Raw genomic sequence first — 19,614 nt, 5'->3', positions numbered from 1 at the left:
CATCCTCCTCATCGTGCCTCCCCCGAACCCACACCGCTCCTCATCCTCCCGGGAACCGGGGCCGCCGCGCGCGCTCCGATGTCGCGGCGGAAGATCTTGCCCTCGTACCGCACACGCTCGACGGCGCGGTAGGCTCGGGCCCGCGCCTCGTCGACGCCCGCCCCCACGCCGACGACGTTGAGCACCCGCCCGCCGGACGACACCAGCGTCCCGTCGCGGACGGCCGTCCCCGAATGGAAGAGTTCCACGCCGTCGATGCCCGCCGCCTCCCGGAGGCCTGCGATCGGGTGACCCGTCGCCGGCCGCTCGGGGTACCCCTCCGCGCCGAGGACGACGCATACCGCGGTCTCCGGACGCCAGCGGGGGGTCCACCGCTCGAGGCGCCCGCCCAGCACGGCGTCGAACGCGTCGATCAGTCCCCCCGCCAGCAGCGGCAGCAGCACCTGTGTCTCCGGATCCCCAAAGCGGACGTTGAACTCGAGCACGCGGGGACCGTCCGCGGTCAGCATGATCCCGGCAAACAACACCCCGCGGTACGGGCGCCCGTCCTGGGCCATCGCCCACACGATCGGTTCCAGCACCTCATCGGTGATCCGATCGAGGGTCGCCGGCGACACCGCCGGCACCGGCGCGCAGGCCCCCATCCCGCCGGTGTTGGGACCGCGGTCTCCGTCCGCGAGGCGCTTGTGGTCTTGTACGGGCAACAGCGTCGCGAGCGCCGCGCCGTCGCACAGCGCAAACACGCTCACCTCTTCCCCTTCCAGCGCCTCCTCGACGATGACGCGCGCACCGGCCTCGCCGAAGCGCCGCGCCACCATCGCGGCTTCGACGGCCGCCACCGCCTCTTCCGCGGTCGCGGCGACGGTCACGCCTTTGCCGGCGGCCAACCCGTCCACCTTGATCACGCACCGACGTCCCGCGCGGCGCAGCGAGGCGATCGCCTCGCCGGGATCCTCGAAGATCGCAAACGGGGCGGTCGGGATGCCGTGCCGGCGGCAGAGCATCTTCATGAACACCTTGCTCGATTCGAGAAGGGCGGCGGCCTGGGTGGGGCCGAAGACCGGGAGGCCGCGGCGGGCGAACACGTCGACCAGTCCGCTCGCAAGCGGCGCCTCGGGTCCCACCACGGTCAGGTCGATCGCGTGATGTTCGGCGCTCGCGGCGAGCGCGTCGAGATCGTGCGGAGGATGCGGCAGGCAGGTTGCGATCTCGGCGATTCCCGGATTGCCCGGCGCGCAGAATACGGATACGCCGTGCTCCTGGCGGAGTTTCCACACCAGGGCGTGCTCGCGCCCGCCCGCGCCGACCACAAGGACTCTCATGGACGCTCCACGTCGTGGTGGGGCTCGTCGATCGTTCGGTTTTTCGACTTCTGCTGCGTTGAAAAGAACGATGAAGTGCGAAATCACTATATCATAGGCGAAAGAAATTGCCAAGAGGGACAAGAATGTTCGGTTTTACGCGTCCCCGAGGCCGAAACTGCGGGGAAATGTCGTAGGAAACGCTCCGCCCGTGGCGAAAAGTCTCGGGCAGACCGCGGGAGGTGTCGTGGCACGAGCCGTCATCACAGGGATTGGAGCGGTGACCCCCGCCGGCCTATCGGCCCCGGCGACCTGGGACGGCCTGCTTGCGGGGCGCAGCGGGGTCCGGCCGCTCACGCGGTTTGACGCGTCGGGGTACCCCGTCCGGATCGCCGCGGACGTCCAAGGGTTCGATCCCCTCGCGGTGATGACCCGCAAGCGCGCACGACGGACCGCCAGGTTCGCCCAGCTGGCGATCGCGGCGGCGCACGAGGCCCTGCAGGACGCGCGGCTCCTCCCGGTGCCCCCGATCCACGATCGGTTCGGGGTGACGATCGCCACCGCGCTCGGGGGGATCGACGTCATCGACGCCGAGGCGCCGCGCCTCGCCGAACACCCCACGCGGGTCACGCCCTTCCTGTTGCCGATGCTGATCGCCAACATGGCCGCCTCCGCGGTGAGCATCCACTTCGGACTCCGCGGGCCCTCGAACACCTCTGTCGGTGCCTGCGCCAGCGGCACGATCGCGCTCGCCGAGGCCCGCCGGTGGATTCAGGCGGGCGAGGCCGACTACGTCCTCGCCGGGGGCACCGAAGCCGGCCTCACCCCCACCGTCTGGGCCGCGCTCTGCGCCCTGAAGGCCCTCAGCACGCGAAACGACGCGCCGGAACGCGCCAGCCGCCCGTTCGATCGCGATCGCGACGGCTTCGTGTACGGCGAGGGGGCGGTCGTCTTTGTCGTAGAGCGCGAAGAGATCGCCCGCGGTCGCGAAGCCCACATCTACGCGGAACTCGCCGGGGCGGGAATGACGAGCGACGCGTACCACGAGACCGCCCCGCAGCCCGAAGGCGAGAGCGCGGCGGCGGCGATGCGCCTGGCGCTGACGAGCGCCGGCGCGGGACCGGCCGAGGTGGACCTGGTCGTCGCTCACGGCACGGGCACGCCGTTGAACGATGTATCGGAAACGCGCGCCATCAAGCACGCGCTCGGCGAGCGGGCCCGCACGGTACCGGTCAGCGCGCCGAAGAGCATGGTCGGCCACCTGATCGGAGCCGCGGGGGCGCTCGCGGTTCTGGTCGGGGTGCTGGCGATCCGCGACGGGCGGATCCCGCCGACGATCAACCTCGAGACCCCCGATCCCGTCTGCGATCTCGACTACGTCCCCCGCCAGGCGCGATCGGCCCGGATCCGCCTCGCGCTGGCGAACGCGTTCGGGTTCGGCGGGCAAAACTGCGTCGTCGCGGTCCGGGCCGCGCCGGGGGCCTAGCGCCCCCGGGATCACGCTGAGGAGGCCTCGAAAGTGTTCGCAGGCACGTTCACCGATCGGATCGCGCTCGTGACCGGCGCCTCGCGGGGGATCGGTCGGGCCACCGCCCTCACCTTCGCGCAGGGCGGCGCCGACGTCGTGGTCCACTACCACCGCAACCAGGCGATGGCCGACGAGGTCGTCCGGTCGATCCAGGGCCTCGGCCGGCGGGCGGTGGCGCTGGGGGCCAACCTCGAGGCGCCCGAGGAGATCACCCGCCTCTTCGACGAGATCGCATCGCAGTTCGGCGCGCTCGACATCTTCGTCGCCAATCACGCCGCCACCGCGTTCAAGCCCACGCTCGAGGTCAAGCCCCACCACATCCAGCGGACCTTTGACCTGATCGTCCGATCCCTGGTGCTGTGCGTGCAGCGGGCGGTCCCTTTGATGAAGGGACGGGGCGGAGCGATCGTCACCATCGGCGGGCAGGGCACCGTGGAGTGTTTGCCCAACTATGCGGTGCTCGCCGCCGCCAAGGGGGCGATGGAGACCTGGACGCGCTACCTCGCCTACGAGCTGGCGCGCGACGGCGTCACCGCCAACTGCGTCAGCCCCGGGGTGATCCTGACGGATTCGGCGCGGTTCTACGGGGGGGATCGGTTTGCGGAGTTCGACCGGCTGGTCTCCACGTACACCCCGCGGGGCCGCATGGGCACCCCCGAGGACGTCGCGGCGGTCGTCGCCTTCCTCTGCACGCCCGCCGCGCGGTACGTGATGGGGCAGACGATCGTGGTCGACGGCGGACTCAGCCTGATCGCGGCGCCGTTCGAGGCGTTCCGCAGTCGAGGGGAGGGACGCGCATGAACAAAGTGAGCACGTGCGAGGACGTGATCGGGGAGATCCACGACGGGGCGACGATCGCCATCGGCGGCTCCTCGCTGTCGCGCAAGCCCATGACGCTCGTGCGCGCGCTGGCCAGAAGCGACCGCAAGAACCTCAAGCTCATCGTCAACGTGGGCGGCCCCGAGGTCGACCTGCTGATCGGCACGGGGAAGATCGCCGAGCTGATCTACGCGTTCGTCGGGTTCGAGGTGATGGGCCTCGCGCCCCACTTCCGGCGCGCCAGGCAGGAAGGGTCGGTGCGGTTTCAGGAATGGACCGAGTTCACCGTGATGGCGGGGCTGGACGCGACGATCAAGCGGGTGCCGTTCCTGCCGACCCACGCCGGGCTCGGCACCGACCTGCTGAAGGTCAACCCCGCCTTCCGCACCTTTCAGGATCCGTTTGAAGGGCAGACCCTCGTCGCCGTGCCCAGCCTCAAGCCGGACGTGGCGCTGATCCACGTCAACCTCGCGGACCCGCAGGGCAACGGCGTGATCCTCGGGGATGGGCACATGGACGCGCTGTGTGCCAAGGCCGCGCGGCAGACCTTTCTCTCCGCCGAGCAGATCCTGCTCCCCGAGCGGCTCCAGACCTACGGGCACGACGTGCGGATCCTGCGCACGCTCGTGACCGGGGTGGTCGAAGCCCCGTGGGGAGCGCACTTCACCGGGTGCGCGCCCGACTACCGGGCGGACCTCCAGCACGTCCAGGAATACCTGGCCGCGGCCCGGGACGGCGCGGCGTGGCACGAGTACCTGGAGCGGTACATCTACGTGGGCGAGCGGGAGTACCTTCAGGCGCTCGGCAACGAGCGGTCGCTGGGAGAACGTCTCAGAGTCTAGGCGCCGAGCGGCGCGCGAAGGAGAGCGGCATGCCGGACTACACCATCGACGAGTTGATCATCACCTGCATGGCCCGGGAGTTGCGCGGCGAGGTCCTCGTCAGCTCCGTCACCGCCCTGGGGGCGCTGGCGGCGCACCTGGCGAAGAGCACCCACGCCCCGGATCTGGCGGTGCTCTCCACGCCGGAGTCCGGGATGGACGCGATCCCCATGCCGACGCTTTCGCTCGGCCAGTTCCTCACCGACAACCAGCGCGCGATCCCGCTCAGCATGGAGGACATCTTCGACGCGATCTTCACCGATCGGTTCCGCATCTGGATCAACCCCGCCCAGATCGATCAGCACGGGAACGTCAACATCTCGGTGATCGGCCAGTGGGAACGCCCGAAGGTCGCCCTGGTGGGCTCGCGCGGGATCCCGGAGGACACGAGCCACCTCTCGCAGGGCCTCTACTATCTCACGTCGCATTCGCCGCGGACGGTGATCGCGCAGGTGGACTTCATCAGCGGCGTCGGATACACCGACGAACGGGCGAAGTGGTTGGGCGCCCACGGCGCCCCGACCTGCCTCGTGACCGACCTCGGGGTGTTCGGCTGGAACCCGGCGACGGGGCGGATGGTCCCCCGCAGCCTGCACCCGGGGGTGGGGGCGGACCAGGTGCGGGAGCGCACCGGGTTCCCGCTCGAGATTCCGTCGGCGCTGTCCGTCACGACGCCCCCCACCGCCCACGAGATCGCGATCATCCACGCCGCCGACCCGCTGGAGGTGCGCAAACTGGAGCTGCTCTCGGGGAAGGACGCCGCGGAAAAGTTCGCGGCCATCTACGAGCGCGAGCGGCAGACCCTCCACGCGGCGTGGCCGCGGCGCCGGCACTGATGCCCTCGAAGCCGTTGGGCGGGCGCCGGGCGGTGGTTACCGGCGGCGGCCGCGGCATCGGCCGAGCGATCGCCCACCGCTTGGCGCTGCTCGGCGCCGACGTCGCGGTGCTCGCGCGGACCCGGGCGGAGATCGACCGCGTGGCGGGAGAGATCGGATCACACGGCGTCCGCGGGGTCGCCATCCCGGCGGACCTCCGCACCTACGCCGCGTGCCGGACCGGGATCGACGCCGCCCGGGGCACGCTCGGGGGGATCGAGATCCTCGTCAACAACGCCGGGTGGACGCTCACCACCCCGTTTTTGGAGGAGACCGAGGAGTACTGGCGGCGGGTCATCGACACCAACCTGTGGGGGGTGATCTACTGCTCGCGCGTGGCGCTGGAGTGGATGGCGGAGCACGGCGGCGGGGTGATCGTCAACGTCGCGAGCGACGCCGGGCGGGTCGGCACGGGGGGCGAGGCGGTGTACTCGGCCGCCAAGGGTGGGGTGATCGCCCTCACGCGGTCCCTGGCGCGTGAGGCCGCGTCCCGCGGCGTGCGCGTCAACTGCGTCAGTCCGGGCCCGACCGAAACCGAGGTGCTCGCCGAGAACCGGGCCGATCCCGCGCGTGCCGCGCGGATCGAGCGCATGATCCGCCTCATCCCGATGCGGCGGGTGGCCCAGCCCGAGGAGATCGCCGAGGCCGTGGCGTTCTTCTGCTCCGACGCCTCCCGGTACGTCACCGGGCAGGTGCTGAGCGTCTCCGGCGGGCTGACGATGGTCTGATGGGCGGGGACGGCCGTAGGATCCGCATCGCCGTGGACTGCATGGGGGGTGATCAGGCTCCCACGGAGATCGTCCACGGCGCCCTGACCGCCTGCCGGGACGAGTCCCTGCGGATTCTCCTGGTCGGCGTGCCCGAGGCCCTCGCCCCGCTCGTGCCCCCCGACGCGCTGCGCGCCGGGCGGGTCGAGGTCGTCCCGAGCGGCGGCCCGATCCCCGAAGGCGCCCCCCCCCTGGCCACGCTTCGGGCGACCCCCAACGCGTCGATGGCAGTGACGATGCGGCAGGTGGCGCAGGGGCGGGCGGAGGCAGCGGTCAGCGCCGGCAGCACCGGCCCCACCCTGCTCGCCGCGGTCCGCGAGATCGGCATGCTGAAGGGAGTCCGGCGGGCCTGTGTCGGCCGCCAGATCCTCGGGCTGCACCCGGAGACATTTCTCGTCGACCTGGGGCCGACGATGGATGTCGAGCCCCGCCACCTGCTGGAGTTTGCCGTCATCGGCGCCACGTACATGCGGGTGTTCTGCGGGATCTCCGAGCCCAGCGTGGCGCTGCTCAGCAACGGGCGCGAGGCGGGAAAGGGCAACCGCGTGGTCAAGGAGACCGCCGACCTCCTGAGGCGCAGCGGCCTGCGGTTTGTGGGGTCGATCGAGGGCCATCATCTCATGAGCGGCGCCGCCAACGTCGTGGTGTGCGATGGGTTTGTGGGAAACGTGACGCTCAAAACCGTGGAAGGGCTGGGGCGCGAACTCGCGGCGTGGCTGCGGCGGGAGGTGCGCGGGGAGCTCCCCCCGCAGCGCATCGAGGACCTCGCCGTCTGGTTGGTCGAGACGACCAACCAGATCGATTTGCACGGGAGCCTGCCGCTGTTGGGGATCCGCGGAAACGTCGTGATGGCCCACGGCGCCTCCGACCGCCGCGCCATCCTGGCGGCGATCGGGCAGGCCGCCCGCGCGGTGCAGAGCGAGTTTGTCGAGAAGCTGCGGGTGGCCCTGGACCAGACCCGGCAGCACCTCAGCCGGCCGGTCGAGACGCGCTAGCGCCGTCTCTGCCGGCGCAGGCAACACCGGATTCCCGATTTGACGATGAACTGCGAATCTTGGGGAAGGTAACGGTACCCTGGGACGGCAGTTTAGTGCGATCGAGGAAGCGAAATACGACGCGGCACGCCTGCGGTTATCGGTTACTTGTCGGGCAGCGGCAGGTTTCGCGGCGGCACGGGGGAGGACTGGACGATCGACGTTGTGGTCTGCCCGAGCGCCAAGAAACGGTCGAGGGCTGACTCCAGTTCCTCCATGTCCGAAACGTAAATCCTCACCAGAAAGCAGTCCTCCCCGGTGATCCGGTGACACTCAACAACCTCTGAGGCCCGCTCCGCAAGTTCGGCGATTTTTGCCAGTTGGCCAGGTGCAGGTCGGATGCGCACGTATGCACTCACGAGCAGGCCAAGCGCCCTAGGGCTCACGTCCATTCGGTATCCGGCGATGATACCTGCTTCCTCCAAACGTTTGACCCGCTCCGTGACGGCTGGGGCCGACATCCGGATACGCCGCGCCAGCGTGGCCATCGGCACGCGCGGGTCACGCTGCAGTTCGCGGAGCAGCCGCACGTTGATCTGATCGAGGATTGAGTTCTTGGATTGTAAGGTCTTCTTCGGTATCTCATTACGTTTTCCAGTAACTTTGCCGGCCACACCGTAATTATAGCATGGACCGTCAGTCAAGTACCTGCGATCATAGCATCATGGTTCGAGGTCTGAGTGGTCCGGCACGGACGGGTTCACGGCATCCCTCTGAACACCGGTCCGCGGGCGCCAGCGCGAAACCAGCTTCGGCGGGTCGGGGCGGCCGACCGCGGCTGTTCAACCTGCGGGCGGCGGGACAGCGCCTGCCGCCGCACGCGTATTTCGTCGGCAGTGCGATCTTCCACTACCTCGGCCCCGCATTCGCGGTGGAGCTCTTCGCCCGCGCCGACCCCCTCGGCGTTGCCTGGCTGCGCATCGTCAGCGCTGCGGCCGTCTTCGCGATCTGGCGCAAGCCATGGCGACGAATCGTCGGGCTCGACCGGGAGACGCGGCGACTGCTTCTGGGACTCGGCGCCGTCTTCGCCGTCATGAACAGCTGCTTCTACCTCGCGATCGCTCGCCTGCCGCTCGGCACGGTCGCCGCGATCGAGTTCCTGCCCGTGATCCTACTCGCCGCCCTCGGCGTGCGCACGCCCCGCAACGGCGTCGCGCTCGCACTCGCGGTTCTCGGCGTCTACGTCCTCACCAACGTCCGGCTCGCCACGGAGCCGCTCGGAGTCGCCTTCGCCTTCGCCAACGCGGTACTGTTCGCACTCTACATCATCCTCGCCCACCGCGTCTCGCGCAACGAAGCCCTCAACCGGCTCGACGGGCTGGCGGCGGCGATGCTGATCGCCGCCGCCGCGATCACGCCGATCGGCGGCTTCGGCGCTGCGAAGGCGATACTCGACCCGGTCGCGATCGGTGCCGGGATCGGCGTCGGCATCACCTCTTCGGTCATTCCCTACGTCTGCGACCAGCTCGCGATGGCCCGACTCAAGCGAGCCACCTACTCGTTGATGGTCTCGCTCCTTCCCGCAACCGCCACCACTATCGGCATCCTCGTGCTCGCCCAGTTCCCCTCCTGGACCGAGCTTCTAGGCGTCGGGCTGATCGTCTCCGCGGTCGCCGTTCACCGCGACTACTGAACAGGACCAAGCACCCGCAACACCCGACGCCGCCGGCCCGTGCCCTGGGCACCAGCCAGCGGCTCATCGGCCAGCACCATCACCCGGTGCGCTCGCCCGCTTTCGGCAACGGTGCGCTGGCTGCGCTACGGGACGCGTGGGGTCCCGCGAAACCCCACACAGCGGAAAATGCGAAACGTCCTCGTGCCGCCTCCCGGAAAGGTCACGTTATACGGCAGCTGCTCGAGCAGGCGCGTGCAGTCCCCGCGGAGCGCCCCCACCGCCTCGCGGGCGTCGATGGCCGCGATCCCCTGCCAGCCGACGAACCGGTCGGGCGGAGCCCAGAAGGCAAACTCGCTCGTCCGACCCGTGCTCACCGGCATCCGATCCGCGGCGTAGTAGCCGAAGTAGCTCGCCTGGTTGTACCGCTGCCCCAACAGCAGCACCCGCCCGGGATCGTGGAGCGCGCCGGCGCGGCGCACGATCTCCGCCGTCACTTCTCGCCACCCGTACAGCTCATCCCACCGCAGGGGCGCCGGGAGCCAAGGGATCGCCGCGACGAGCACCAGCACGACCAACGACAGTGCCAGGGAACTGACCATCGCCGCCGCGGCGGCGCGGCCCGGCCACAGCGCCCCCAACGCCACCACCGCCGCGAGATACGCGGGCGCCGCCCAATTGGCCCGATCGACGCCCAGCGCCGCCGCCAGCGCGACCAGCAGCAGGGTCGGCACGCTCGCCAGGACGAGAAAGGCGTAGCGCTCGTCGCCGCGCCCGAGGCGCCATGCCCGCCACAGCGCCCACATCATCATCGGGAACAGGAGCGGGCCGCCGTACGCGAACTGCACCGCGGCGTTGGCGAGCACCCCCCACCCCGGCGGGTTGCCGGCCGGGGGGCCTCCGGACCCGCCGACGTGCAGCCAGAAGCGGAGCGAGGCCCACCCGTGCTGGACGTTCCAGAAAACGATGGGGGCGGCGAGCGCCGCCGCGAGCGCCGCGGCGAGATAGGGGCCGGACGTCCGCCACCAGCGTCGTTCCGACGGCCGGGCCAGCACCCCAAGGAACGCGATGGGGAGCACGGCCATCGACTCCTTGCTCAACATCCCAAGGCCGAGCGCGAGGCCGCACGCCCACCAGCCCCAGCGGTCCCCGCGCACGGCCCGCCAGAAGGCCCACATCGCCAGCGTCCACCAGATGTACAGCAGCGGGTCGGGGATGGCGTCGATCGCCTGCAGCGCGAAGACCGGGACGGCCAGGTGCAGCGCGGCGGCGCGGAGCCCCGACCGCCGATCGAACAGATCGCGGCCGAGGAGGTAAAGGACGAGCGTGGTCCCGACCGTCGCCAGCATCGCCGGGAGCCGCAGCAGCCACTCCGCTCTTCCCCCCGCGGTGGTCGCCGCGTCCAACCACGCCACCAGCGGCGGATGGTCGAGGTAGGAGAGGGCGAGGTGACGCGACCAGAGCCAATAGTACCCTTCGTCGTCGATGATCGGTGTGTGCGCGGCGACCACGATCCGGAGGAGGGCAAGCGCCCCCACGCCTGCCGCCAACCACTTGGCGGCGGGCGACCATCCTCGCTCGCCTGCCGCCGAGGATGGGGGGCGGGAGGAGGGATGATCCCCGCGGCCTGTCGCCTGAGATCCGATGGCTGCGTTCATCGCCGGGGAAACGGAAAGCGCGGGGAGGCGGTCTTCGCCTCCCCGCGCATCTCCTGGGATCCCAGCGATCGGGACCCCTGCCGTGGCCGAATGACTACATGGGAGGAGTCGGGGGCATCGGCGACTCCTTCTCCTCCTCCGGCTTGTCGACGATCAGGACCTCGCTCGTCAGCAGCATGGAGGCCACGCTCGCCGCGTTCTGCAATGCCGAGCGGGTGACCTTGCAGGGATCCACGATGCCGGCCTTCATCATATCCTGGTACTCCTCCGACAGGACGTTGAACCCCCAGCCCGCCTTACCGGCCTTGACCTTTTCCACGATCACCGAGCCCTCGCGGCCGGCGTTGCGGGCGAGCTGACGCAGCGGCTCCTCGACGGCGCGCCGGACGATGTCCACCCCGGTCGCCTCGTCCCCTTCCGCCTTCACCTTGTCGAGCGCCGACAGCACCCCGATCAGCGCGGTGCCCCCGCCGGGAACGATCCCCTCCTCGACGGCCGCGCGCGCCGTGGACAGCGCGTCCTCGACGCGGTGCTTCTTCTCCTTCAGTTCGGTCTCGCTGGCCGCGCCGACCTTGATCACGCCGACGCCGCCGACCATCTTCCCGAGACGCTCCTGCAGCTTCTCGCGGTCGTAGTCGCTCTCGGTCTCGTCGATCTGCTTGCGAAGCTCGCTGATCCGCTTCTGGATCTCGGCCTGCTTCCCCGAACCGCCGACGATGATCGTCTCCTCTTTCCCGACCTTCACCTGCCGCGCCCGGCCCAGCATGCTCAGATCGACGTTTTCGAGCTTCAGCCCCAGCTCCTCGGTCACCACCTGGCCCCCGGTGAGGATGGCGATGTCCTGCAGCATGGCCTTCCGGCGGTCACCGAACGCCGGCGCCTTGACCGCGACCCCCTGCAGCGTCCCGCGGAGCTTGTTCACGACGAGCGTCGCCAAGGCTTCGCCTTCCACGTCCTCCGCGATCAGGACGAACGGCCGGTTCACCTGGACGATCCGTTCCAGCGCCGGCAGCAGGTCCTTCACCGCGCTGATCTTCTTGTCGGTGATCAGGATGTACGGATCCTCGACGATGGCTTCCATCTTCTCCGGGTCGGTCACCATGTACGGCGAGATGTAGCCCTTGTCGAACTGCATCCCCTCCACGGTCTCGACCGTGGTCTCCATCCCCTTGGACTCCTCCACGGTGATGACGCCGTCCTTGCCGACCTTGTCCATGGCGTCGGCGATCAGCGCGCCGACCGACTCGTCGTGCGCGGAGATGCTGGCCACCTGCGCGACCGCCGCCTTGGTCTCGACCGGCTTCGCCTCGGCCCGCAGCGCCGCCACCAGCGCCTCGACCGCTCGATCGATCCCGCGCTTCAGCGCCATCGGGTTCGCGCCGGCGGCGACGTTCTTCAACCCTTCCTTGATCATCGCCTGAGCCAGCACCGTCGCCGTCGTCGTCCCGTCGCCGGCGATGTCGTTCGTCTTCGTCGCGACCTCGCGCACGAGCTGGGCGCCCGCGTTCTCGAACGGATCCTCCAGCTCGATCTCCTTCGCCACCGTCACGCCGTCGTGCGTGATCGTCGGCGACCCAAACTTCTTTTCGATGACGACGTTGCGCCCCTTCGGGCCGAGGGTGATCTTGACGACGTCGGCCAGGCGGTTCACCCCGTGCTCGAGGGCCCGCCTCGCCTCCTCGTGGTACAACAACATCTTCGGCATGGTGGAACTCCCCTCTAGGCTCTCGCCTTAACCTTCTCGCGCGTCACGACCGCGAGCACGTCGCTCTCCCTCAGAATCAGGTACTCCTCGTCGTCCTGCTTGAACTCGGTGCCGGAGTACTTCGCAAAAATCACCCGGTCCCCGACCTTGACCTCCATCGGCACGCGGTCGCCTTTTTCGTTGCGCCCGCCCGGCCCGACCGCGATGGCCTCGGCCTCCTGCGGCTTCTCCTTGGCGGTGTCGGGCAACACGATGCCGCCCTTCGTCCGCTCCAGTTCCTCGATCACCTTCACCACGATTCGATCTCCGAGAGGCTTGAGGTTCATACGTTCCTCCTCCACGAAAGTCTTAGCACTCACTCCTCTGGAGTGCTAATCTCCTCTCACTATAGGGAAACACGCGATACCCAAGCAACCCCAAATTGGGCGGAGAATCGAAGATACCCCCCCTAATTCTCGTCCGGACGCGTCCGCACGCGCCCAATTCGAAGTTTCCATTGGACGGAACATTTGCCCGAAATCCGCCGATCCCGCGGATAAGGCTACTGAGAAATAAGGAGCTCCTCGGTCTCGGGCGTCTCGCGGTCGAGCTCCAGATCCGCGTAGGCGCCGAGCCGCCACGACGACCGGAGCCCACGCGCCAGCCGGCTGGCCCCCGCCGCCGCGATCATCCCGGCGTTATCGGTGCACAGCCCGGCCGGGGGAACGTAGCACGGAACCCCGAGGCGCGATGCGGCGTCGGCCATCCGGGAGCGGAGGTGCGAGTTTGCGGCGACACCGCCAACGAGGAGGATCGCGCGGATCCCCCGTCCCCGTGCCGCCCGGGTGGTCTTCGCCACCAGCACCTCCACGAGATTCCCCTGAAACGCGGCCGCGACATCCGCGGCAAATCCGTCCGGCAGCGGACCCTCTCCCCGAGCGGCGAGCGTTCGGACCACCGCCGTCTTGAGCCCGCTGAACGAGAAGTCGAGGCTCGCCTCCGTCGCAAAGGGCAGCGGAAGCTTCACCGCATCCGGCCGCCCCGCCCTGGCCAGCCGGTCGATCGCCGGCCCTCCCGGGTACCCCAGCCCGAGCGCCCGCGCCACCTTGTCGAAGGCCTCGCCCGCCGCGTCGTCCCGGGTCCGGCCGAGCACCTCGTAGCGGCCGTGACCGGCCATCAGGACCAGGTCGGTGTGCGCGCCCGACACGATCAGGACGAGCGCCGGGAGCGGGAGATCGGGGTGGGCGAGGAAGTCCGCGTAGATGTGCCCCTCGAGATGGTTCACCCCGATCAGGGAGCGGCCGCCGGCGAACGCCAGGCCCTTCGCCGCGGCGACCCCCACGGTGAGCGCCCCGGCGAGCCCGGGCCCGCACGTGACCGCGACCGCCTCGATCGCATCCAGTGCGAGGCCGGCGGCGGCCAGCGCCTCATCGATGACCGGGCCGAGCCGTTCCAGGTGGCGGCGCGAGGCCAGCTCCGGGACGACGCCGCCGTAGCGCGCGTGGAGATCGACCTGGGAGGCGACGATGTTCGCCCGCAGCCGGCCGTCCACCAGCACGGCCGCCGAGGTTTCATCGCAGGACGTCTCGATGCCGAGGACGCACCTCGGCCGGGAAGAGGTCGGAGCGGTCAGGACGACTCCAGATCCAAACCGGCGCGGTGGGTGCGGTACCGCCCCTGGAATGCCTCCTCCAAGAGGTTTCCGGTCCACATCACGATGGCGTCCTCGTGGTTGTCGCTGTAGTATCCCTTGCGAATGCCGATGTCCTTGAACCCGTACTTCCGGTAGAGGTATTGGGCGCCCAGGTTGGACTTGCGGACTTCGAGCGTGATCCAGCGCGCCCCCCGCCGCAGCGCTTCGTCGATCAGGGTGACGAGGAGCCGCTCCCCGATGCGCTGGCGCCGATAGAGCGGATCGACCGCGATCGTGGTGACGTGCGCCTCGTCCAGGATCACCCACATCCCCGCGTATCCGACGGTCCGGTGCATCTCGCGGGCGACGAAGTAGAAGGCGAGGCGGTTCTCCTGCAGTTCGTTGCGATAGGCATCGCGCGGCCACGGCACCGAAAAGGACATCTGCTCGATCTCGAGCACTCCCCCGATGTCCTCCAGCCGCATCGGCCGAATGGTTACTTGGTTGGTGATCACCATGTCACGGGGGATTTCCCCCCCTCCCCGGCGTTTCCTGCCTCGGCCACACCACCGGACGGCGGCCGTAGACGGGCGCGAGCGTGTCCGGATCGACGCGCTCCCCGCGGGAGAGCCTCGGGAGGGCCAGCACCCCCACCGCCGCCGCACGCGGGTGCACGTCCGCCGCCGCTGCCCGCGCACGATCTCCCAGCGCGGCGCGAAGCCTCGCGCCGTACCGCGCGAGCGCGTCCCCGACGAGCAGCAGCGGCCCGGTGTGCGCGGCGACCTCGGCCGCGAACGCCTCGGGCGACGCCACGAGCGGCGGAAGGAGGCACACCGGGCGGCCGGCCCGCTCCAGGCGATAGAGCGCGCCGGCGACCTCACCACGATGCGCGTCCAGCACCGGGAGGATCAACCCCGGAACGCCCGGGACGCAGGCAAGCGCCTCCAGCGTGTCCACGCCGACGAGCGGGACCCGGCCGGCCTTCGCCCAGCCCGCCGCGGTGGCGATCCCGATCCGGAGCCCGGTGAATCCCCCGGGGCCGCGGCTGACCGCGAGCCCCTGAATCGCCGCCGGCTCGAGGTCGAGCTGTTCGAGGAGCTGGCCGGCGACCGGGAGCAGCCATTCCAGGTGGCGCATCGGCGAGCGCAGCACCGCCTCGGCGAGCACCCCGGAGTCGTCGACGACGGCGACGCTCGCCACCGAGGTGGCGGTCTCTATCGCCAGGAGCCGCATCCGCGAACCGCCGCCACCAGCCGTTCGTAGCGCCCACCGAAGGGGCGGAGGCGCAGGCACCGGTCGGAGTCCCCGCCTCCGAAGCTCAGCGCGATCAGGAGGTGCGCCGGAGGGAGCACGCCGGTTGCCCGTTCCGCCCACTCGATCGCGACAACGCCGGGACGGTCGAGGAGCTCCTCAAGGCCCAACCCCTCCAGGTCGGGCGCGTCCAGCCGGTAGAGGTCGACGTGCACGAGCGGGATCGCCCCCCGGTGTTCGTGGATCAGCGTAAAGGTTGGGCTGCGGACCGCGCCCGAAACTCCGAGCCCGCGGGCGAGGCCCTGCACGAGGCAGGTCTTTCCAGCTCCGAGGGGACCGCCGAGCGCCAGGACGGCCGCCTCCCCCGCCGCGACCCCCCGCAGCGCCACCCCTAGGGCCTCGCCGACGTGCTGGGTCTCTTCGGCGCTGTGCGTGCAGATTACCAACGCGGCGTCGGGGGCCGGCGTGCCTCCGGCCCGGGATCCTCCCATGCGCGCCTCGGGCCCGGCTAGGTGCGCCGGTCGTCTTGGGCTTTCTTCAGGAAAGGGGTGATGAGGTCGATCGGGACGGGAAAGATGATCGTCGAGTTGTGCTCCGCCGCGACCTCGGTGAGCGCCTGAAGAAAGCGGAGCTGAAGGGCCACCGGTTGGGTGGAGATCTTCTCCGCCGCCTGGACGAGCCGCTCCGCGGCCTGAAATTCCCCCTCGGCGTTGATGACCTTGGCGCGCCGCTCCCGCTCGGTCTCCGCCTGTTTCGCCATCGCCCGCTTCATCGTATCGGGGAGGATCACGTCCCGGACCTCGACGAGGGCGACCTTGATCCCCCAGGGCTCGGTCTGGACGTCGATCACCTGCTGCAGCTGCAGGTTGATCCGGTCGCGCTGGCTGAGCAGCTCGTCGAGTTCGTGTTGCCCGAGGACGCTGCGCAGGGTGGTCTGGGCGACGAGGTACGTGGCCTTGGAAAAGTTTTCCACCTTCGCCACCGCGTCCTCGGGGTTCACCACCCGGAAGTAGACGACGGCATCCACGGTCACCGGGACATTGTCTCGGGTCATCATCTCCTGCCGGGGCACGTCCAGGGTCACCACGCGCAGGTCGATCTTGATCATGCGGTCGACGATCGGGATCAGGAGAATCACCCCCGGTCCCTTGGCCTGGAGCAGCCGGCCGAGCCGGAAGATGACGCCGCGCTCGTACTCCCGGGCGATCTTGACCACCGAGGACAGCAGGGAGAAGAAGGCGATCACGAGGATGATGATCACCGGACCCACGAACCCGAGGATGGTCATGGCGCGGACGCCTCCTCCCGTTTCACCTGCAGGCGCAGCCCGTCGACGCGGGCCACCCGCACCCGGCCGCCGACGGGGATGGACCCATCAAGGCTCTCGGCGCTCCACAACTCGCCCTGCACGAACACCGTCCCGGACGGGTTGAGGTCGCTGCGCACCACGCCGGTCGCGCCGACCAGCCCTTCCCGGCCGGTCTGCACCTTCCGCGTCTGCGCCCGGATCCCGGCGCCGACCGCGAAGGCGAAGAACCCACCGGTGACCGCGGCCATCGAGAGGATCAGGGTCAGGCTGATTCTCAGAAACGGCGCCTGGCGCTCGGTGAGGAGCAGCGACCCGAGCACAAATGACACCAGGCCCCCCGCGGTCAGGACGCCGTGGCTCGGCACTTTGATGTCGGCGATAAACAGGATCAGCGCGAACCCGATCAGGAACAGCCCCGCCACGTTCACCTCGAGCACCGCAAACGATGCCAAGGCGAGGATGAGGGCGAGCCCGCCGATCACGCCGGGGAACACCGATCCCGGGTTGCTGAGCTCGAAGATGATCCCATAGATCGCCATCGTCATCAGGATGAACCCGATGTTCGGGTCGCTCAGCAGCCCGAGAAACTGCTCGGTCACGTCCATCGGCACATCGACCAGCCGTGCCCCCAGGGTGTGCAGGCGGCGCTTGCCCGAGGCGGTCTCGACCTCCCGCCCGTCAAGTTTGGCGAGCAGATCTCCCGGGGTATCGGCGATGAGGTCGATGACGTGGAGGTGGAGCGCCTGGGTCTCGGTGATCGACACGCTCTCGCGGACCGCCTTCTCCGCCCAGTCCGCATTGCGGCCGCGCCGCTCGGCGAACCCCCGAATCTGCGCCACCGCGTCGTTGGTCACCTTGGCGATGAGCGTCTTGCCCTCGGGGCTCGTCCCCCCGTTGCCGACCCCCACGGGGTGCGCCGCGCCCAGGTGGGTGGTCGGCGCCATCGCGGCGATGGTGGCCGCGTAGCTGATGAAGACGCCGGCGGAGGCGGCGCGGGACCCGCTGGGATAGACATAGACCACCGTCGGCACGTTGGCGTTCAGCATCGCCCGGGTCATGTCGTCCATGGATTTCAGCAGCCCGCCGGGAGTGTCCACCTCGATGAGCAGGGCCTGGGCACCGCTCTGCTCCGCCTCCCGGATGCCGCGGATGACGTACCGGGCCGTGGAGGGCGAGACGACGCCGACCAGATGGACCACGTCCACGACCGAGGACTGGGCGGAAGAGGCGGACGGGCTCCCCGCCCCGGGGGCGGCGGACGCGGCCCACAGCGTCAAGACGATCGGAACAACGAAGATGAAGCTTTGGAGACCGGCGCCCACCCGGGCGAGCCGCAACATGGGGTGCTGTTCTACGCCTCGGAACGGCGCTCCTTTCCTCCCCGCCCGCCGTCCTCGCCTCCGCTCCGGCGGCAGAGATCGCGCACATCGTCCAGCGTGTTGATTTCCTCGGGGGGCTTGTCGTCTCTGAGGCGGACGATTCGCGGAAAGCGGAGGGCGAACCCTGAGGTGTGGCGCGCGCTGGCCATGATCTTGTCGAACGCCACTTCCAGCACGATCCGCGGCTCGACCAACCGGACGCGGCCGAGATCGTTGACCGTGTGAGCGAGGAACCACTGCGTCAGGCGGCCGATCTCCGCGTCGGTCAACCCCGAGTAGGCCTTGCCGATGGTGGCCAACCGGCTCCCGTCGCGCACGGCAAAAGTATAATCGGACAGCACCCGCGCCCGCTTGCCGTGCCCGTACTCCGCCGCCACGACGACCACGTCGAGGGTGGCCAACCCCGGCTTCCACTTCAGCCACCAGCGCCCCCGTCGGCCGGGCTGGTAGGGCCCGTCGGGCCGCTTCAGAACGATCCCCTCGTGCCCCGCCTCGCGGGCCTGTCGGAACCTGACCTCCGCCTCCGCGGGGGTGGCGGCGAGGGTGGCCCGGCTCATCCGCACGGTGTCGCCCCACCCCAGGCCGGCCATCACCGCCCGCCGTCCCTCCTGCGGGTCGCGCAACAAATCGCGCCCATCGAGGTGGAGCAGGTCGAACGTCATCAGGACGACGGGGATTTCCTGAGCCAGCGCCCCCGGATTCTGCCGCCCCAGCCGGCGTTGGAGCCGGGCGAAGGGCAGCGGCCGGTCCCCCCGCCAGGCGACGATCTCGCCGTCGAGCAGGTAGGTGGCGGCGAGGGCCGAGAGGCCCGGGTGGAGCTCGGGGTAGGCCGCGGTCACGTCGTCGAGCGTCCTCGAGTAGACGACCAGCCGATCGGCGGTGCGGTGGATCTGGACCCGGATGCCGTCGTACTTGTCCTCCACGAGGAGCGGAGGGGCGCCCGGGACAAACGCTTCGTCGATCGCGGCGATCGATCCCGCGAGCATGAAGCGAAACGGAGACCCCGGCGCCAGCGTGACGCGGTCCAGGGTGTCCGCGCGCGCGCGAACCGCCACCTCCCCCGGGTCGGCGATCAGCAGCGCGGCCTGCCGCACCGCCTCCGGCGCGCGGCCGAAGGCGCGCGCGATGGCGGGCAGGAGCAGACCTCCCCGCAGCCCGATCCGCAGGTCGGCGGTGAGGATCTTCACCAGGAACTTGACCTCGGCCGGGGTCGCATCTCGGAACAGCGCCCGCAGCGCCTCATGCTTGATCCGGCGGGACGCAGGACCCTGCGCGGCGGCGATGGCGGCAAACGCCTCCGCCGCCGCGCCGAGCGTCAGCGGGCGGGGAAACAACGAGGGGGACGGAGGGCGGCGCGACACCAGCGCGCTCGCGGTCTCGCCGAGGTCGCCGTGGGCCAGGTAGACGCGGCGAAGCTCGTCCTCGCTCGCTCCCGTCAACCCCGTCAGGACATCGGCGATCAGCGCCCAGCCAACCTGGAGGCGGCGCGGATCGCCTGGCGGGAACACCGCGCCGGTGAGGTAGGGACAGGCCCGCCGGAGGTCGTCGTCGTCCAGGGTTGTGAGGTAGGCGGCGAGCCGCTCGATTTTCGCCGAGGTGGACGAGACCCCCGACACATCCTCTAAGGTCTGCGCCAGCGCGGAAAACGCGGAGGACGTCATGAAGCGGTCAGGCAACCCACGACGCGGCGGGACGCGCGCGCGGTGTGTTCGGGTCCGAGCCTCCGGGAAGGACGCCCTAGAGTGTCCTGTTTGGATGTAGTGTTGACACTGATGGAGGTCTCCTCATGAAAAGAGGGTCACGCCTCTGCCTCCGAAATCTCCAACCGAGGGCTCGCAACCTTCGGAAGGGGGGAGACAGGCATGACCCTCGAGGACAGCGTT

At 69.8% G+C, this 19,614-nt stretch carries 19 protein-coding genes; 7 read left to right on the top strand and 12 right to left on the bottom strand.

Features of this window, described 5'->3' with window-relative positions; translation table 11 throughout:
• Nucleotides 1–8: 8 nt before the first annotated feature.
• Nucleotides 9–1,322 (bottom strand): phosphoribosylamine--glycine ligase, encoded by a 1,314-nt coding sequence (purD, locus tag VKV57_13065; protein ID HLW60839.1) that lies wholly within the window; start codon nt 1,320–1,322, stop codon nt 9–11.
• A gap of 226 nt (nt 1,323–1,548) precedes the next feature.
• Here purD and fabF point away from each other — a divergent pair, with 226 nt between their 5' ends.
• Genes fabF through VKV57_13035 form a run of 6 tightly spaced genes read left to right on the top strand, consistent with a single transcriptional unit; the run spans nt 1,549 to nt 7,166 of the window.
• Nucleotides 1,549–2,787, top strand: a complete 1,239-nt coding sequence (gene fabF / locus VKV57_13060; GenBank protein ID HLW60838.1) for a beta-ketoacyl-ACP synthase II — start codon at nt 1,549–1,551, stop codon at nt 2,785–2,787.
• Nucleotides 2,788–2,820: 33 nt separating this feature from the next.
• The gene (locus VKV57_13055; GenBank protein ID HLW60837.1) at nt 2,821–3,630 is read left to right on the top strand and encodes an SDR family oxidoreductase; all 810 of its coding nucleotides are present in this window, start codon (nt 2,821–2,823) and stop codon (nt 3,628–3,630) included.
• Entirely contained in the window at nt 3,627–4,490 is an 864-nt protein-coding gene (locus VKV57_13050) for a CoA-transferase (GenBank protein HLW60836.1), read from the top strand. The genes VKV57_13055 and VKV57_13050 overlap by 4 nt, the downstream gene beginning before the upstream one ends.
• Before the next feature lie 29 nt (nt 4,491–4,519).
• A complete protein-coding gene (locus VKV57_13045; protein HLW60835.1) occupies nt 4,520–5,365 on the top strand; it encodes a CoA-transferase in 846 nt (281 codons plus the stop codon).
• Complete coding sequence (locus tag VKV57_13040; protein HLW60834.1) at nt 5,365–6,132, top strand: SDR family NAD(P)-dependent oxidoreductase; 768 nt, start codon at nt 5,365–5,367, stop codon at nt 6,130–6,132. Before VKV57_13045 ends, VKV57_13040 begins: the two co-directional genes overlap by 1 nt.
• Nucleotides 6,132–7,166, top strand: a complete 1,035-nt coding sequence (locus tag VKV57_13035) for a phosphate--acyl-ACP acyltransferase (protein HLW60833.1) — start codon at nt 6,132–6,134, stop codon at nt 7,164–7,166. Before VKV57_13040 ends, VKV57_13035 begins: the two co-directional genes overlap by 1 nt.
• Nucleotides 7,167–7,309: 143 nt before the next feature.
• Here the strand turns inward: VKV57_13035 and VKV57_13030 are convergent, their stop codons facing one another.
• Nucleotides 7,310–7,786, bottom strand: a complete 477-nt coding sequence (locus VKV57_13030; protein ID HLW60832.1) for an Lrp/AsnC family transcriptional regulator — start codon at nt 7,784–7,786, stop codon at nt 7,310–7,312.
• 83 nt (nt 7,787–7,869) lie between these two features.
• Here VKV57_13030 and VKV57_13025 point away from each other — a divergent pair, with 83 nt between their 5' ends.
• The gene (locus VKV57_13025) at nt 7,870–8,838 is read left to right on the top strand and encodes an EamA family transporter (protein HLW60831.1); all 969 of its coding nucleotides are present in this window, start codon (nt 7,870–7,872) and stop codon (nt 8,836–8,838) included.
• A gap of 125 nt (nt 8,839–8,963) precedes the next feature.
• On the opposite strand, the gene VKV57_13020 is transcribed toward VKV57_13025, so the two are convergent.
• The 10 genes from VKV57_13020 to VKV57_12975 form a co-directional block, all read right to left on the bottom strand.
• Entirely contained in the window at nt 8,964–10,355 is a 1,392-nt protein-coding gene (locus tag VKV57_13020) for a glycosyltransferase family 39 protein (protein HLW60830.1), read from the bottom strand.
• 214 nt (nt 10,356–10,569) lie between these two features.
• Nucleotides 10,570–12,180 carry a chaperonin GroEL gene (gene groL, locus VKV57_13015; GenBank protein ID HLW60829.1) on the bottom strand — a complete coding sequence of 537 codons (1,611 nt, stop codon included), beginning with the start codon at nt 12,178–12,180 and terminating at the stop codon, nt 10,570–10,572.
• Between the two features lie 14 nt (nt 12,181–12,194).
• The gene (groES, locus tag VKV57_13010; GenBank protein ID HLW60828.1) at nt 12,195–12,506 is read right to left on the bottom strand and encodes a co-chaperone GroES; all 312 of its coding nucleotides are present in this window, start codon (nt 12,504–12,506) and stop codon (nt 12,195–12,197) included.
• A 215-nt stretch (nt 12,507–12,721) separates the two neighbouring features.
• Complete coding sequence (gene tsaD / locus VKV57_13005; protein ID HLW60827.1) at nt 12,722–13,750, bottom strand: tRNA (adenosine(37)-N6)-threonylcarbamoyltransferase complex transferase subunit TsaD; 1,029 nt, start codon at nt 13,748–13,750, stop codon at nt 12,722–12,724.
• Between the two features lie 38 nt (nt 13,751–13,788).
• Complete coding sequence (gene rimI, locus VKV57_13000) at nt 13,789–14,310, bottom strand: ribosomal protein S18-alanine N-acetyltransferase (GenBank protein HLW60826.1); 522 nt, start codon at nt 14,308–14,310, stop codon at nt 13,789–13,791.
• A 1-nt stretch (nt 14,311) separates the two neighbouring features.
• Nucleotides 14,312–15,025 carry a tRNA (adenosine(37)-N6)-threonylcarbamoyltransferase complex dimerization subunit type 1 TsaB gene (tsaB, locus tag VKV57_12995; GenBank protein HLW60825.1) on the bottom strand — a complete coding sequence of 238 codons (714 nt, stop codon included), beginning with the start codon at nt 15,023–15,025 and terminating at the stop codon, nt 14,312–14,314.
• Nucleotides 15,007–15,534, bottom strand: a complete 528-nt coding sequence (tsaE, locus tag VKV57_12990; GenBank protein ID HLW60824.1) for a tRNA (adenosine(37)-N6)-threonylcarbamoyltransferase complex ATPase subunit type 1 TsaE — start codon at nt 15,532–15,534, stop codon at nt 15,007–15,009. The genes tsaB and tsaE overlap by 19 nt, the downstream gene beginning before the upstream one ends.
• A gap of 17 nt (nt 15,535–15,551) precedes the next feature.
• The gene (locus VKV57_12985; protein ID HLW60823.1) at nt 15,552–16,331 is read right to left on the bottom strand and encodes an SPFH domain-containing protein; all 780 of its coding nucleotides are present in this window, start codon (nt 16,329–16,331) and stop codon (nt 15,552–15,554) included.
• On the bottom strand, nt 16,328–17,692 hold the full coding sequence (locus VKV57_12980) for a nodulation protein NfeD (protein ID HLW60822.1): 1,365 nt from the start codon (nt 17,690–17,692) through the stop codon (nt 16,328–16,330). Before VKV57_12980 ends, VKV57_12985 begins: the two co-directional genes overlap by 4 nt.
• Before the next feature lie 11 nt (nt 17,693–17,703).
• The gene (locus VKV57_12975) at nt 17,704–19,392 is read right to left on the bottom strand and encodes an ATP-dependent DNA ligase (protein ID HLW60821.1); all 1,689 of its coding nucleotides are present in this window, start codon (nt 19,390–19,392) and stop codon (nt 17,704–17,706) included.
• Nucleotides 19,393–19,614: the final 222 nt, after the last annotated feature.

The sequence above is a fragment of the bacterium genome (assembly GCA_035307765.1).
Lineage (GTDB): Bacteria > Sysuimicrobiota > Sysuimicrobiia > Sysuimicrobiales > Segetimicrobiaceae > Segetimicrobium.
The sequence above is the reverse complement of the archived record's forward strand: the minus strand, read 5'-3'. Positions and strand labels throughout refer to the sequence as shown.